We start from the raw sequence: 15,212 nt of genomic DNA, 5'->3' as shown, positions 1-15,212 counted from the left end.
TACGCCGGCTTAGCTCATCTGGTAGAGCAGTTGATTTGTAATCATCAGGTGGCGGGTTCGAGTCCTGCAGCCGGCACCAAATCCGAAAAAGGGTTACGGAGTTTTCCGTAACCCTTTTTTCGTTCATGGAGCCGCGTGCCGCGATGGCGCGAGCACCATCGCCATCCCCCTTTTCTCGTCACACCCGCGTCACGCTGCACCGCTAACGTTGCACGCTCCCGTCGCGGCAGCATTGTCGCGATCGGGGTGTACGTGACCGCGTCCGACGCCGTGCCCGCGTCGCGCAGGCTCACCCGGGATCTCGCTCCCGCCAGCGCATTGGCTGCTGCCTCGCATCCATTCCATTCGAAAACGCGATCGACGCCGATCAAACTGCATCACGGACGATCAGGAGACACGAACCATGCTGAGCCCGCATGAATTCTCGATGCTGCTGCGCATTACACGTGCGCCAGACAGTGTCGACCTCGCGAACCCGGCCTTTGCCGTGCTCGTGGAAAAGCGGCTGGTCGACGACACGCAGGTCCGCGTGAATGCGGTAGCGGCGCGTCCGGCGCTGACGCCGATCGGCCAGATGCTGCTTTCCCGCTTCGACGAGGCGGCCTGACGGAAAAAAGGAAAAGGGGAAGAAGGGAAGAGGGCGAGGCGAACGCTGCAGCTGCGCGTCACGCCTTCGCCGCAGCGAAAACGTGACGCATTGAACACGCGTCGAACCGCTTACTGCGCGACCGGCACCGTCACGTCGCTGCCGAACCAGTGCGTCGAGATCTTCTTCAGCGTGCCGTCCTTGCGCAGCGACTCGAGCGCATCGTTGATCGCCTTCTCGAACTTCGGATTGCCCTTGCGGAACGGGATCGCCATTTCCTGCTTGCCGCCGTTCAGCACCGCCCCCGCGCGCAGCGGCAGGTTCGACGTCTTGATCATGTACGGCAGCATCAGGCGATCGTCGAGCGTCGCCTCGATCCGGCCCGCGGCGAGGTCGCGCAGCTTCTCCGGCGCGCCCGGATACGTCTGCACCTCGATGCCCGGCACGGTGCGCGCCATTTGATCGTAGTTGGTGCCGAGCGTCACGCCGAGCTTCTTGCCCTTGAAGTCGTCGAGCGACTTGAAGTTGCGCGTGTCGTCCTTGCGCTGGATCAGCTGCGCGGCCGAGTACGTGTACGGCTCGCTGAAGTCGAGCGCCTCCTTGCGCTGCGGCGTGATCGTGACCTGGTTGACGATCACGTCGAACTTGCCGGCCTGCAGCCCGGCGATGATGCCGCTCCATTCGGTCGGGATGAACTGCGTCTTCACGCCGAGCTTGCCGGCGACCGCGTTCGCGACGTCGACGTCGAAGCCCTCGAGCTGGCCGGACGTGCCGCGCGAGTTGAACGGCGGATAGGTGCCTTCGAGGCCGACGCGCAGCACGCCGGCCTTCTTCACGGAATCGAGCAGGTCGTCCGCGTGCGCGGCGACGGCCGTGAAGCCGAGGGCCGACGCGAGCAGCAGGCCCGACAGCAGGAACTTCGAACGTTTCATCGCAGATCTCCAGGGTTCAGTGTCGTGATGTGAGCGCCGGCTCTCGGTCGGACCCGGCGGCGGCCGGCATACGGGCACGTAGACACTACTCGCAACCGCGCCGCGCCGGAAGTCGAATTGGCCCTGATTGCAATCGATTTCATGGGACGGGGAAGGGCATCGCTGCGGCGCGGGTCGGTTTCGGCGAGCGGTCAGTCGGTAAGGGCTGTCCATCAAGCTTCCGGGCGCGTTTGAAAATGTGCTTTTGAATCAGGCCACTTTGGGCGGAACCGTGCAAAGTTTTGCCTGTAAAATCGCGCAAGCGAAATGAAGCGGCGCCATCCGAGGGCGCGTCAAAAGAAGAAAAGGCCGTAGCCATGAACATGCAGAACACAATCGCCGCATTGCGCGGCGGGTTGCTTCAGCAGGACCGGTTGTTGAAGCTCGATACGCCATTGGGGAGCAACGTCCTGACCGTGCAGCGGGCAGTTGGCCGTTCGCGGATCGGGCGCGCGTACGAGTTCACGCTCGACGTGCTGTCGGCCGATAGCGATCTGGAGCTTAAAAAGCTGATCGCGCAGCCGGTCACGTTGTGGATTCAGCAAGGCGATCGCAGCTATCGGCCGGTGAATGGCTACGTGCACACCGCGCGTCGTCTGGGCGCCGACGGCGGGCTCACGACCTATCAGCTCACGTTCGCCGATTTCACCCATTTCCTGAAGTTCCGTCGCGACCAGCGGATCTGGAACGATACGACCGTCGACCAGATCATCAGCGACGTGCTGAACCAGCATCCGCAGGCGAAAGGCCATTTCCGATTTGCGCTGTCGAAGCCGTTGCCGAACCGCTCGTACACGCGACAGCACGACACCGACTGGCATTTCGTGCATCGGCTGATGGAGGACGAGGGGCTCTACTGCGCGTGGCAGCAGGCCGACGACGGCAAGTCGCACACGCTCGTGGTGACCGACAACCTGCAGGCGTTCGCGCCGCTATCGCCGCAGACCGTGCGCTTCTATCGTGGCGGGGCGGCGAGCGAAGCCGATGCGTTCACGCAATGGTCGGGCACGCGCACGCTGCAGAGCGTCACGCGATCGACGCGCACGTTCGACTACAAAAATCCCGCGCAGCCGTCGAATCCGAAAGGCACGTCGTTGCCGACGATGGCCGGTCAGGGCGAATTGCCCGATCAGCTGGAAGTCTACGAATACACCGGTGCGTACACGTATCTGGACCAGACACGCGGCGATCATCTGACGAAGATCCGGATGGAGCAGTGGGAATCGGAGGCGAAGCGCTTCCATGGCGAGGGCGGCGTGCGTGCGATCGATGCCGGCCGGCGCTTCACGCTGGCGGATCATCCCGAACACGATCGCGATCCGGCCGACCAGCGCGAATTCGCGGCGATCGGCGTCGAATGGTGGATCGAGAACAACCTGCCCGTTGCGAACGGCAGCGCGGATTTTCCGTACAGCCTGCACGACGCGTTGACGCAAGCGCAGGAGGGCTACGGCGCCGACCCCGCGTTTCGCGTGCCGCACGACGACGGCTCGGTCGGCTTCTATCTCGTCGAGGTCGAAGCGCAGCGCGTGAACGTGCCGTATCGCAGCCCGTTCGAGCATCGCAAGCCGGAGATGCACCTCGAGACGGCGATCGTCGTCGGGCCGCAGGGCGAGGAGGTTTATACCGACGAGCTGAACCGGATTCGCGTGCAGTTCGTGTGGGATCGCCTGAACCCGGGTAACGAGAACGCGTCATGCTGGGTGCGCGTCGTGCAGTCGGATACGGGCGGCGGCTACGGCGGCGTGCACGTGCCGCGCATCGGCGAGGAAGTGCTGATCGACTACGTCGGCGGCGACTGCGACCGGCCGCTGGCCGTGGGGCGCGTGTACAACGGCGCGAACCAGCCGCAGTGGCATAGCGACGGGATTCTGTCCGGCTATCGATCGAAGGAGTATTCGGGCGGCGGCTACAACCAGCTCGTGATGGACGATGCGACCGGGCAGAACCGCGTGCAACTGATGAGCAGCAGCGCGAACAGCCTGCTGCATCTCGGCTACATCATCGACCAGAACGGCAATGCGCGCGGGTCGTATCTGGGCAGCGGTTTCGATCTGCGCTCGGACGCATATGGCGCGGTGCGGGCGAGCCAGGGCCTGTACGTGACAACACATCCGAAGGCGGCGAATAGCCAGCCGCTCGACGTGAAGGAGGCGCAGCAGCAGCTCGTGGCGGGCGAGAGCCTGGTCGAGGCGATGTCGGGCGTGAGCGAGCAGCATCAGGCGGAGAGCCTGAAGGACGCGCAGGACACGATGCGCGCGTTCACGGACGCGACGCAGGACAGCCAGTCGGGCAGCGCAGCGGGCGGGCGCACGGCAGGCGGCGGCACCGGTAACGCGAACGCGTTCAAGGAACCGGTGATGCTGTTCGGCAGCCCGTCGGGAATCGGGATGTCGACGCAGCAGTCGGTGCATATGGTCGCGAACGATCACGTGAACGTGGCAAGCGGCCGGAGCGTGCACGTGGCCGCGGGCAAGTCGCTGATCGGCAGCATCGGGCAGAAGCTGAGCCTGTTCGTGCAGAACGCGGGGATGAAGCTGTTCGCGGGCAAGGGCAAGGTCGAGATCCAGGCGCAGTCGGACAACATCGAGGTGACCGCGCAGAAGGCGGTGAGGGTGGTGTCGGCGACGGACCGGATCGAGATCGCGGCCGATCAGGGGATTTTGCTGACGAGCGGCGGCGGATATATCCGCATCAAGGACGGCGACATCGAGATTCATACGCCGGGCGCGGTCGATGTGAAGGGGGCGTCGCATACGTTCGCGGGGCCGGCGAGCATGGGGTATCCGCTGCCGAGCCCGCGGCCGGATCAACCGGGGCAGCTCGAACTGTTTCACAAGTACGTGAACGGCGAGGCGGTGAAGGGCGGGCTGTTCACGGTGAAGGACGTGAACGGCGCCGTGCTGAAGAAAGGCGCACTCGACAACAGCGGTTATACGGTCGTGAGCGGCTTGCCGCCGGGGGCGGTGCGCGTCGAATTCGGGAAAGACCCACGCGAGTCGGATCAGCCGGCGAACTATTTCAAGCAGGCGAAGTGGCCGGCGGAGCCCGTGCAACCGTCGCCCGAGGCCGCGCAGGCCGCGGCGAGCGGACAGCTCGCGAGTCAGCTGCAAGGGATGGCGCCGGCCGCGACGACCGCGGCGATGGGACTGGTGAGCGGCGGCGGCGCAGGTGCGGCTCTCGGCGGGCTCGCGAGCGCCGCATTGCCGGCTGCTGCGACCGCGTTGGGTGGCGCCGGCGTGGCGTCCGCGTTGCAGACCGCCTCGAGCCTGAGCGGTGCGGCGAAGCAGGTGGCCGGGATGGTCCAGGCCGCCCGTCAGGGCGGGCTTGCCGCGCTGGCTGCACCAGCTGCGAATGCGGCGTCCGGGGCGTTGCAGGGTGCGTTGCCCGGTGCATTGCCGGGCGTGGCCGGTATCGCGGGCAAGGGCGCCACGACCGTCGCGTCGGCCGCGGGCGCGACGGGCATGAAGCTGCCGACAAGCGGGTTTGGCGGACCGTTGAAATCCTGAGAGGACGGCTCGTCAGCCGTCTTGAAAAAAACGAATTGAACGAACAACGACATGGCACAACAACTTCCACCCGGTGCAGAGAAGGAACAGGCTGTTTCCTGGCTCAGCGATATTTCACCGAAAGACGTGGCGGCGGGGGGCGATCGTTTCAATAAGTGGTTGCTCAAGATCAGCGGCAATCACATTTCGTTCGAGGATCTCAAAACCGTCGCGAGTGCGGTGCCGATCATCGGCAACCTGATGGCGTTCTACGATGCCGTGTGCGACATCGTGACGATCGTCGAGAAGCGTCATGCCGATCTGCTCGATTACCTTGGACTCGCGATCAACCTGATCGGGGTCATTCCGGTTCCGCCGCCGCTGGCGTCGTTCCGACTGTCGGCGCGACCGCTGTTGGCGCTTGTGCGCAATCAGTTGCTGGTGTCTCGCGGCAATCTCGGGGCGGCGATCATTGGCGTGCTCGTTGCACACGTCAACGCCGCGGCCGCGACGGAAATCGAGAACTTCCTGAAGACGTTGCAGGAAGTCCTTGTCGATCTGCTGAATGACTGCGCGGCCAAGGCGCAGGAATTGATGGTCGGTATTGCCAGCGGACTCGAGCTTGCCCTCAAAGGGCAGATTTTCGACAGTAGTGCGAACGTGCGACGTACGCAGCAGATCGCGCGGAAGATGGGCGAGCGATCCTGGTACAACCCGAAGCTCTTGGTCGATGCGTTCGAGTACGGTTACGAAGGTTCGATCGCGTTGGGCAAGGAAGCCGGCAACGCGACGGTCGGGACCGCCGCGAAGCTGGCGCCGGATTCGTGGCTCCAACCGTTTCGCGATATCGTCGCCTTCCTGAAGACTGAAGCGCCGAAAGTCGCGAAGGCCATCCGTGATCTGAATGGCAGCGAAGAAGGCAAGATGCTCTGGCTGATCGCACAAGTGATCGAGGCCGTGGCAAGGGTGCGGGCGGGCGGCAAGCTTCGTGAAAAGACCGCCGACGTGCCGACCGGCGGTAAGGGAAGGGCACATCATGATCGCCCGCAGGAGCCGGTGGGTGCGGTCGAGCAGCATGCGCATCCGGAGGGTCCTGGCCAGAGCCCCTGCAAAGGTTGCGGGGTCGGCGCGTCGACCGGATCGATCGATTTTGCTTTCGGCGATGAGACGTTCACGCATACGGACTTTGAACTGCCTGGCGCATTGCCGCTTGTCTGGGCGCGTACTTATCGCTCACGCCTGTCCGCATACGACACCGGAGAACTCGGCGCGCGATGGATTACGCCGTACACGACGCGCATCGATATAGAAGGCGACACATGGTTCTACCGTGATGCCAGCGGGCGCAGCATTGAATATCGCGCGCTCGCAGCCGGAAGCGTGCATGATGATCTCTCGGAAAACCTGACGCTGTCGCGACTCGACGATACGTGGGTGACGATTGCGTACGGCCATGACGAGTTGCACGTGTATGAACAGCGTGGCAACGCGTTCAGGCTGGCGATGCAGAAAGATCGCGCGGGTAACACGATCACGCTCGACTACGATGCGCGCGACCACGTGGCGCGCCTGATTGATGCGAGCGGTAACGTGCTGTCGTTCGAGCACGACAAGCACGGCCGGATCGTACTGATCGAGCAGGTGCTCGAAGACGGTAAGCGTCGCACGCTCGCGAGCTACGCCTATGACGAAGCGGCCGATCTGGTCCGCGCAACCGATCGGCACGGCAACGCGTGGAACTACCAGTACGACCGACATCTCGTCACGCGCTACACCGATCGCACCGGCCGCGGGATGTCGCTTGAATGGGACGGCGCGGACGCTGACGACAACGTGAATGCGAAATGCGTGCGCGAGTACGCGGACGACGGCAGCCTCGATATCCGTCTGGCGTGGCATCCGAACATTCGATTGACCTACGTGACCGATGCGCTCGGTCAGACGACGCGTTATTACTTCAACATCAAGGGCTACGTTTATCGGATCGCCTATCCGGATGGGAGTGAGGAGTGGTTCCGGCGCGACGAGCACAACAATCTGACGTTGCACATTCTGCCGGACGGCAGCGTCGAGCAGATGCGCTACGACGCGCGCGGTAACCGGACATGGCACGAGCGCGCTGACGGCAGCATTGTCGAGATGGCATACGACGACAAGGACCAGATGATCCGGCTCGTCGATCCGAACGGGCACGTGTGGCAGCGCAAGTACGACGATGCGGGCAATCTCGTCGAGGAAATCGATCCGCTCGAGCACTCGACGAAGTACAGCTATAACGACAAGGGGCTGCCGACACAGATCACCGATGCCAAAGGCGGATCGAAGGCACTCGAATACAACGCCGCCGGGCAATTGATCGGCTACACGGACTGTTCCGGAAAGAAGACGGCGTGGCGCTATGACGATATCGGGCGTGCGATCGAGACAAAGGATGCGTCCGGGGGCGTCGTTGCTTATGCATATGGCCCGAACGGCCAGTTGACGGAGATTCGTTCGCCGGCCGGCGTCGAACACGTGCAGTACGATGCTGAAGGTCGATTGCTTGGGCATACGGATCAACTCAATCGGTCGACGCGATATGGCTACGATGCCGTTGGCCGTATCGCGAGCCGCGCGGACGCGCTCGGGCAGACGATCGCGTATCGCTACGATCGTCTCGGGCGCTTGACCGCGCTGACCGATGCCAACTTTGCGACGTACCAGTTCCGCTACGATCCGGCAGGGCGGCTGATCGAGGAAATCGCCTTCGACGGCAAGTCGACGCGTTATCAGTACGATCCGGACAGCGGCAGTCTCGTTTCGATCGATGAAGCGGGTTGCGTGACGTCGGTCGACGTCGATGCGAACGGCCGTCTGCTGAAGCGCATCGCGGGGGACAGCGAGGAACGGTTTGCCTACGATCCGAGCGGCAGGTTGATCGACGCGGTGAATCGGTACAGCCGCGTGCAGTTCTTCTTCGATCCGGTTGGCAATCTGGTGCGTGAACATCACGCCTACGATCTGTTCGGCGACCGGCGCAGCTACGTGTGGCATCACGAATACGACGAACTCGGCAATCGGCGGCGTACCGTTCGGCCGGACGGGCACGCGGTCGACTGGCTGATGTATGGCTCGGGGCATGTGCACGGGATGCTGCTCGACGGCGAGGAGTGTGTGCAGTTCGAGCGCGATGACTTGCATCGCGAGACGGTGCGTGTGCTGTCGAGCAAGGTCGGGCAGCGCACGCACTACGATCCGGCTGGGCGCGTGCTGCAGCAGACGATCCAGCGGTCGACGTCGCCTGCGCCGCTTGCCGAGCGGCGTTATCGCTATGACGCGGTGGGGCAGTTGTCGCGGATCGAGGACAGCCGCAAGGGCGGGACCGATTATCGATACGATCCTGTCGGGCGTTTGATCGAGGCGATCAGTCCCGTCGCGAAGGAACGGTTCGCGTTCGATCCGGCGAGCAACATCATCGATCCGGTGCGAACTGCCGAGACGCCTGCATCGCGTCCGAGCCCGGTGCGGCCGGAAAGCACGTTGCCGGTCGAGGTGCCGAAGGTGCTCGGGAACCTGCTGAAGGCGTATGCGGGGATGCACTTCGAGTACGACGCGCGCGGGAATCTGGTGCGCAAGCGTACGCCGGCGGGTGAGCAGGAATACGAGTGGGATGAATTCAATCGCTTGCTGTCCGCGCGGGTTGCCGAGACATCGCGGCAGAGTCAGGCTCGGTATTTCTATGATGCGTTCGGTCGTCGTATTGCGAAGGAGGTGAACGGCGCGCGGACGGTGTTCGGGTGGGATGGCGACACGCTGGCGTACGAGAGTGATGGCGAGCGTGGCACGCACTATCTGTACGAGCCGGGGACGTTCGTGCCGCTGGCGCAGTATGTGGCGGAGCCGGTTGAGGGAATCGAGACGCCGGTATGGACGAGTACCGACCGCTATGTGCCGGAGGAAGACCCGCTGCAAAAGGTGCCGGAGCGGCGGGGTGACGCGGCGGTGTTCTATTACCACTGTGATCAGATTGGCACGCCGCAGCTTCTAACGGACGATGATGGCGATGTGGTCTGGGAAGCGTCGTACAAGGCTTGGGGTGAAGCGCGGGAGGTGATTGCGCGGGCGTCGAAGGCGGCGGGGATTGTGGCGAAGAATCCGCTGCGGTTTCAGGGGCAGCAGGGCGATGACGAGACGGGGCTGCATTACAACCGCCATCGGTACTATGATCCGAGTAGTGGCCGGTTCATTAGCAAGGACCCAATCAGCCTCGCGGGCGGCATTAATGTCTATCAATATGCGCCCAGCCCTATTGAGTGGATCGATCCGCTTGGTTTGAGTCGTTTCAAGAAGGGGACTTGGGGGCCGTGTAAGAAAGGGACTGGTCTCGCATACACTGTTTTTCGGCAGGATATTGATTGGGATATGGAGCATCGAGGAAAAACCAATTTGCAGCGAGCAATGGAAGGTGGTGCGCCATTTATGATGAAAGATGGTGTGCCACAGCAGATTCAATTGCACCACTCTCGTCAGCAATCCATGGGTCCCTTGTTTGAAGTAACAACCAGCACACATAGAGCTGCGAGGGGCGCAGGCCGCGAGGCACTACATCCGTATGGCAACCAAAAGAATCCCGATTTTCCCGTTGATCGTGATGCCTTTGATATTGATCGAAAACAATACTGGCAAGATCGGGCGGCAGAGGCGAACGCCTCAAAAAATGGAGGGTGCGATCTGTGATTCCATCGACAGTCGAGCGGTATCTGGCTGGATCTACTGGCGACATCGCTAGGAGTGATCCGAAAACAGCCATGAGGGCACTTCAGGACCTCGGCGTTGCTTCAGATACTGATTTTGGACAGTTCTATCTCAAGTATCAGGGGAGCTTTATAAGCCCGCGACCTGTTGCGGAGTTGCTTGATATCGAGGGGCCATCTATTCCCGCAATCCCGGATCAAACGGAATATGTTAGGGATCGGTACGGTATTCCAGAACAGTATTTGGCTTTAACGTCGGATGAAGGCGAGGGAATGTACCTGTACGGCAAGGACGATGGTGCTGTCTACGACCTTGATATTTCCGTGCTAAATGATTTTATAAAAGGGAAGATCCCGGCCCGCTGGGCTACATTTAATGATTTCTTGATTTGGTATTTTGAATTATCGGTGTAGGAAAAAGGGCCGCGCGAGCGGCCCTTGGCGTTATTTGGGAGCGAAATTGTTGCCACACGGCTGGTCTCACTTTGATTGATAAGGTCAGCTGAAGCGCATCGCGAGGAACGGTTTGCCTACGATCCGAGCGGCAGGTTGATCGACGCGGTGAATCGGTACAGCCGCGTGCAGTTCTTCTTCGATCCGGTTGGCAATCTGGTGCGTGAACATCACGCTTACGATCTGTTCGGCGACCGGCGCAGCTACGTGTGGCATCACGAATACGACGAACTCGGCAATCGGCGGCGCACCGTTCGGCCGGACGGGCATGCGGTCGACTGGTTGATGTATGGCTCGGGGCATGTGCACGGGATGCTGCTCGACGGCGAGGAGCACGTTCAGTTCGAGCGTGACGATCTTCATCGCGAGACGGTGCGCGTGCTGCCGAGCAAGGATGGGCAGCGCACGCACTACGATCGGGCCGGACGCGTGTTGCAGCAGACGATTCAGCGATCGACGTCACCTGCGCTGCTTGCCGAGTAGCGATATTTCTATGACGTGCTCAGTCAGACGACAGAGCCAGCTTCCGGAATAATTCTGTGCATCGCCACCGGACAGAAGGGTGCCGGCAACAAATCGCCGGGGTGTTGCTGAGTCCGGACGGCGGAAAGCAATAAGGCCCGGTGGTGGCCGGATTCGGCATAATCACGGCTTGCCACCGTGACCTATCCCCGCAACGCGTTCACCCCGTTCAACCGCAATACCCATGTCGACCACCTCCGCGACCACCGCGTCGCTGCAGCACATTCTTGAACATCCTGGCGACTTTTCCGGATGGCTTTGCCTGCCACCAACGCCATGGGCGCTAGATACAGAGGGCGTATTCACCGAAGACACTGACAACACTGGAGTCGACACGCCGCCCGCCGCCGCCCCACAACCCGGCTGGCGCGTCACGCTGAACAGCGCGACGATCGAAGACATCGTGATCAACGCGCATGACCAGGTCGACGAACCGACCGTCGCGCAATTGTTCGACGCGTTCGTGTTCTACGTCGACAACGACGAGTTCATTCTGCTCTGACGAGGCACGCGCCACACGCCACAGCAAAAAAGGACCGCCACGCGGTCCTTTTTCACGAGGCATCAACATTCGAACGAAGCCGATTCCTCAAGGCAACGAAATCGTCAAATTAGCCGATTCCGGCCCGACCTTGATCACCTGCGAATACGGCGCCAACGCCTGCAGCGTCTTGTCCTTGAGATAGGTATTGAGCCCGAGATACCCAAGCAACGCAACGAGCGCAAACACGGTCCCGATCGCCCACACCGGCACCTCCCGCTTCAACCGGTGCGCGATCTGGTCCGGCAGCGGCCAATGCGGCGCAAACGCAGCCCGCTTGCCCTTCATATGCGCGATCTCGTCCCCAAGCCGCGCGGTGAGATACGCGAGCTTCTCCGGCCCTTCGAGCAGATACTTGCCCTGGAACCCGAGCAGCAGGCACATATGAAACACCTCGAGCGACTGCAGCCGCGCCGCACCCTGCGCACGACACTCCTCGAGATACTGGAAGAACTTCTCGCCCGCGAGTTGCTCGCCGAACAGCACGAGCTGCAGCGGCCGGCGTTCCCAATCCGCGCGGATCTTGAACTGCGACGACAGCACCATTTCGTCGATGGCCGCGCAGAACGCGAACTTCGCACCGTACACGTCCTCGGCGGCGATATTCAGCTTCTTCGCGCCGCGCTCGAAATCCGACAGGAATTCCTGGATCCGCGTGCTGAACTCGCTGGCGCTGTCCGGCTCCCGCTTGTTCTTGAGCAGGAACAGCATGAAGAACCCGTCGTACAGCAAATCGAGCAGCGAGCGGGCCTGGAACGCGGAGTCCGTCGATGCCGGGCTGTGCAGGGGCGGCGGCACGTTGTCGCCGAACAGGGAAGGCGCGTAGCTCATGATGTGACCGCGATCAGTTCGAATTTCAGGTCATTGATGCCAGTCGGCGCGTAGATCATCGCGGACTGGGCCTGCAGCATGCGCTCGTACAGCGGGCTGCGTGAATCGAGCGCGAAGTAGCACGCGCCGGGGCGCACCGGAATCGCGGGCGGCACCTGCGGCGTGTACGACAGCCGCACGCCGGGCATCGCCGACAGCACGAGCTTGTCGACGTCGTCGGGCGCGCCGACCTTGAAGCGGGCCGGCACCGCATCGACGAGCTCGACGCTCGGCATGTCCGCGGACACCGCGAGGTAGAACTCGGTCTTGTCGTCGATCTTGCCGGAATCGAGGCGGCCAAGGTGGAACGACGGGCGCACCTCGTCGAGCGTGATCGCGAAATAGCGCGTCGAGATCACGGTGTCGAGCAGCTCGCGCAGCATCAGGTCGAGGCGCGCGAAGCTCGGGCCCGGGTCGTCATGGCGATACACGGGCAGGTCAGCGAGCGTATAGCCCTTCGAGAACGTCATCAGCTGGCCCGCGAGGCGCAGCAGTTCCTGGAACAGCCGCTCCGGATGCAGCGCCGCGTGCTGGTGCAGGTGCGCGAGCGTCGCGAATGCGGCGTTCGCCGTATGCAGCAGCCAGAACGACGCGATGTCGCCCGAACGGAATTCGATGATGTTCTTCGACGGCTCACGGTGGAAGCCGTACAGCGCGTTCACTTTTGCCTGTAGTGCGTCGACCAGCTGGCGCAGCCGCTGGTGCAGGATCGGCGACGCTTCGATCGCGAGGCACGGCGGCACGAAGCTGTCGTCGATCTCGAAGCCGGACGTCGCGGTGCGGCGCACGCGTACGAGCGGCACCGACAGCAGCTGGTCGCGCGGCTCGCTGTGCGCGATCAGCTTGACCTGCGTCTTCAGGAACGTGATGTCGGCTTCGGCGGCGTCGGTGAAGTTGTCGGCAACGCTCGTCTGCTCGCTGACGAACCGCGTCATGAAGCCGGCGGCCGGATCGTCGCTGTAGTTGGTGCCGTTCTCACGCAGCGGGTGCAGCGCGAGATAGAACACGAATTCGTTGATGCCGTCGGGCAACGTATCCAGCGCGATCGGCGGCGGCAGATCGTCTGCCTGTGGCGCGGCATACAGCGCGCCGTCCGGGAACACGAGCGCGAGCTCGGCGACCCGCAGCACGTTGCTGCCGAGCGCGTCGCGGTCGATGCGCACCGAGCGCACGCCCCAGTTGTACGGCTGGATCGCCTGGATGGACTCGAACAAGCGCGCCTCGTGGTACGCGTCCTGTCGCTGAAAGTGTTGAGGCCGGAGGAACAGCCCTTCCCCCCACAGCACCTTGGCCGAATAACTCATGTCAAATCCGGTTAATGTGGCGTTGCGATGTAATCGATTTGTTCGTGCCCGAATTAAATCGCCAAGTGTTAACTCTTGTTAATTGACATCCGTGCGTCATGTTTAACCGCAAGAGACCGAAGACAGCAAATTCAGCGGTTGCGAAGGCGCACCTTGTTGCGGTGCGATGACCGTGCCGTCGGTGACCGTCATCGCGCAATTATGCAGGCCGATGATTATGCCGGATTTCTCCGATTTCGCCGGATCGAATGTCAGTTTCCATCGTTGCAGCGCGGGATCGCGGAACAGCGCGACGACGCCGAATGCCTGGGCTTCGCGCGATACCTTCTCGGTTGCCGTATAGCGCTGGCCCGGAATCAGCGTGATTTCGCGCACATTCAGCAGATCGGCGCCGAGTGCGGCTTTTTCCTTGGTCGGATCGGTAAAGGCGTCGAACGGCGCTTGCTGGAACGAGGTCGGGTCCTTCAGCGCATAAAGCCGGACGACGAGCGCGAGCGGCTTGTGGTCGGTCGCGGCATTCAGGTTCGGCGCGGCGGCCAGCGTGAGCCCGATGTTGCGCGGCGGCTTCTGCGCGTCGGGCACCTCGGGCTTGCCGATACCGGCCGCGGACATCACGGCGCTCGCGGCCGAGCCGAGCAGCGGGGCGGCCGCGCATCCGGCCAGAAGGGCGCAGGCAACCAGCGGCAGCGCGTAGCGAATCATGGACGATCTCATCGTTTTTTCGGCGTGCCGCCTTTATCCCTGTCAAAACTGCCGGGTATTGCCGCGTTCGCTGCGCCTCCCCGACATTGCACCGTTCAACTATTAAGCACGCCCGCGTCAGGCGAGCGTCCGGAAATTTTTTCCGCCGTCCGGGCGGCGCGTCGTGAGACCAGTAAAACTTGCGCATTCCGGCCCGAGGAAAAACCGCGGCGAGCCCGCAGCGATCGGCCATTCGAGGGGGTAGCGCCCGGTTTTAAAAGGAATTACTCTTCACACGACGATTGAATTATGAAAAATTGATCGGTACTATACCCGCGCGCTTCTTGCAAAGCAAAAGAACCAGATTCTCAACGATTTAAAACTCACGCGCCGGTGGATATAACGATGAAAGACCGTCTGTTCGCAAAACTGTCTGGGGTAGTGGTGGCTTGCGGCGTGATCGCCGGCTGTGCGAGCCAGCCTCCCGCGCCGCCGACTGCGGAAGTATTCAACAAGTCGCTGGCCGATGCGGACGCCGTCGCGAAGGCGGGGGACCAGGACAAGGCGCTCGGCCTGTACCAGCAGCTCGCGAAGTCGGATCCGACGCGCGAGGAACCGTGGTCGCGCATCGCGCAAATCCAGTTCGCGCAAAACCATTACGGGCAGGCGATCGTCGCCGCCCAGGAAGCGCTGCAGCGCGACGCGACCGATCGTCAGGCGAAGAGCGTGCTGGCCGTCGCCGGCCTGCGGATCGCGACGCAGTCGCTCGGCGAGCTGCGCCAGGACGCATCGCTCGCGGGCGATGCGAAGTCCGACGCGCAGGCGCTCGCGAAGCAACTGCGCGATACGCTCGGCGAATCGGCGCTGTTTCCGCCGGAAACCAAGACCGTGAAACCGCGCCCGCCGCGCCGCGTCGTCCATCGCCCGAAGGGCGGGGCCGCACCGGCTGCCGATGCGGCTGCGCCGGCCGCACCGAGCGCGCCGACGCCGCCTGTGGCGCAAAAGGGCAGCGCGGACCCGTTCGGCGCACTGCGCAACTGAAACCGCAACTGACGCGATAACC

At 62.7% G+C, this 15,212-nt stretch carries 10 protein-coding genes, 1 tRNA gene and 1 pseudogene; 8 read left to right on the top strand and 4 right to left on the bottom strand.

Going from position 1 to position 15,212, the window contains the following annotated elements:
* The first annotated feature begins 3 nt into the window (after positions 1-3).
* Together BLS50_RS06525 and BLS50_RS06520 are read left to right on the top strand one after the other, a co-directional pair.
* Positions 4-79: transfer RNA gene (locus tag BLS50_RS06525), tRNA-Thr, on the top strand.
* Between the two features lie 324 nt (positions 80-403).
* Positions 404-607 (top strand): hypothetical protein, encoded by a 204-nt coding sequence (locus tag BLS50_RS06520; RefSeq protein WP_074801507.1) that lies wholly within the window; start codon positions 404-406, stop codon positions 605-607.
* 110 nt (positions 608-717) lie between these two features.
* Here BLS50_RS06520 and BLS50_RS06515 read toward each other — a convergent pair whose 3' ends face one another.
* A complete protein-coding gene (locus tag BLS50_RS06515; RefSeq protein ID WP_011546588.1) occupies positions 718-1,518 on the bottom strand; it encodes a transporter substrate-binding domain-containing protein in 801 nt (266 codons plus the stop codon).
* Positions 1,519-1,874: 356 nt separating this feature from the next.
* Here BLS50_RS06515 and BLS50_RS06510 point away from each other — a divergent pair, with 356 nt between their 5' ends.
* From BLS50_RS06510 to BLS50_RS06485, 5 genes and pseudogenes are all read left to right on the top strand, one after another.
* The gene (locus BLS50_RS06510; protein ID WP_074801504.1) at positions 1,875-5,066 is read left to right on the top strand and encodes a type VI secretion system Vgr family protein; all 3,192 of its coding nucleotides are present in this window, start codon (positions 1,875-1,877) and stop codon (positions 5,064-5,066) included.
* Positions 5,067-5,117: 51 nt separating this feature from the next.
* Positions 5,118-9,761 (top strand): RHS repeat-associated core domain-containing protein, encoded by a 4,644-nt coding sequence (locus tag BLS50_RS06505; RefSeq protein ID WP_080486859.1) that lies wholly within the window; start codon positions 5,118-5,120, stop codon positions 9,759-9,761.
* Positions 9,762-9,832: 71 nt separating this feature from the next.
* Positions 9,833-10,192, top strand: coding sequence for an SMI1/KNR4 family protein (locus BLS50_RS06495; protein WP_069232109.1), 360 nt, complete (start codon positions 9,833-9,835; stop codon positions 10,190-10,192).
* 99 nt (positions 10,193-10,291) lie between these two features.
* Positions 10,292-10,711, top strand: a pseudogene (locus BLS50_RS06490) (RHS repeat-associated core domain-containing protein); the annotation flags it as partial.
* A gap of 226 nt (positions 10,712-10,937) precedes the next feature.
* Entirely contained in the window at positions 10,938-11,255 is a 318-nt protein-coding gene (locus BLS50_RS06485; protein WP_074801495.1) for a DUF7716 domain-containing protein, read from the top strand.
* Positions 11,256-11,342: 87 nt separating this feature from the next.
* Here the strand turns inward: BLS50_RS06485 and icmH are convergent, their stop codons facing one another.
* The 3 genes from icmH to tssJ form a co-directional block, all read right to left on the bottom strand.
* Positions 11,343-12,125: a type IVB secretion system protein IcmH/DotU gene (gene icmH / locus BLS50_RS06480; RefSeq protein ID WP_011546582.1), complete on the bottom strand. Its 783-nt coding sequence runs from the start codon at positions 12,123-12,125 to the stop codon at positions 11,343-11,345.
* Positions 12,122-13,468 carry a type VI secretion system baseplate subunit TssK gene (gene tssK, locus BLS50_RS06475; RefSeq protein ID WP_006477098.1) on the bottom strand — a complete coding sequence of 449 codons (1,347 nt, stop codon included), beginning with the start codon at positions 13,466-13,468 and terminating at the stop codon, positions 12,122-12,124. Before tssK ends, icmH begins: the two co-directional genes overlap by 4 nt.
* 102 nt (positions 13,469-13,570) lie before the next feature.
* Positions 13,571-14,182, bottom strand: a complete 612-nt coding sequence (gene tssJ, locus BLS50_RS06470; RefSeq protein ID WP_074801492.1) for a type VI secretion system lipoprotein TssJ — start codon at positions 14,180-14,182, stop codon at positions 13,571-13,573.
* Between the two features lie 372 nt (positions 14,183-14,554).
* On the opposite strand from tssJ, the gene BLS50_RS06465 reads away from it, so the two are divergent.
* Complete coding sequence (locus BLS50_RS06465) at positions 14,555-15,190, top strand: tetratricopeptide repeat protein (RefSeq protein WP_011546581.1); 636 nt, start codon at positions 14,555-14,557, stop codon at positions 15,188-15,190.
* The last annotated feature ends 22 nt before the right edge of the window (positions 15,191-15,212 follow it).

The organism is Burkholderia orbicola, assembly GCF_900100915.1.
Taxonomy (GTDB): Bacteria; Pseudomonadota; Gammaproteobacteria; order Burkholderiales; family Burkholderiaceae; genus Burkholderia; species Burkholderia orbicola.
The sequence above is the reverse complement of the archived record's forward strand: the minus strand, read 5'-3'. Positions and strand labels throughout refer to the sequence as shown.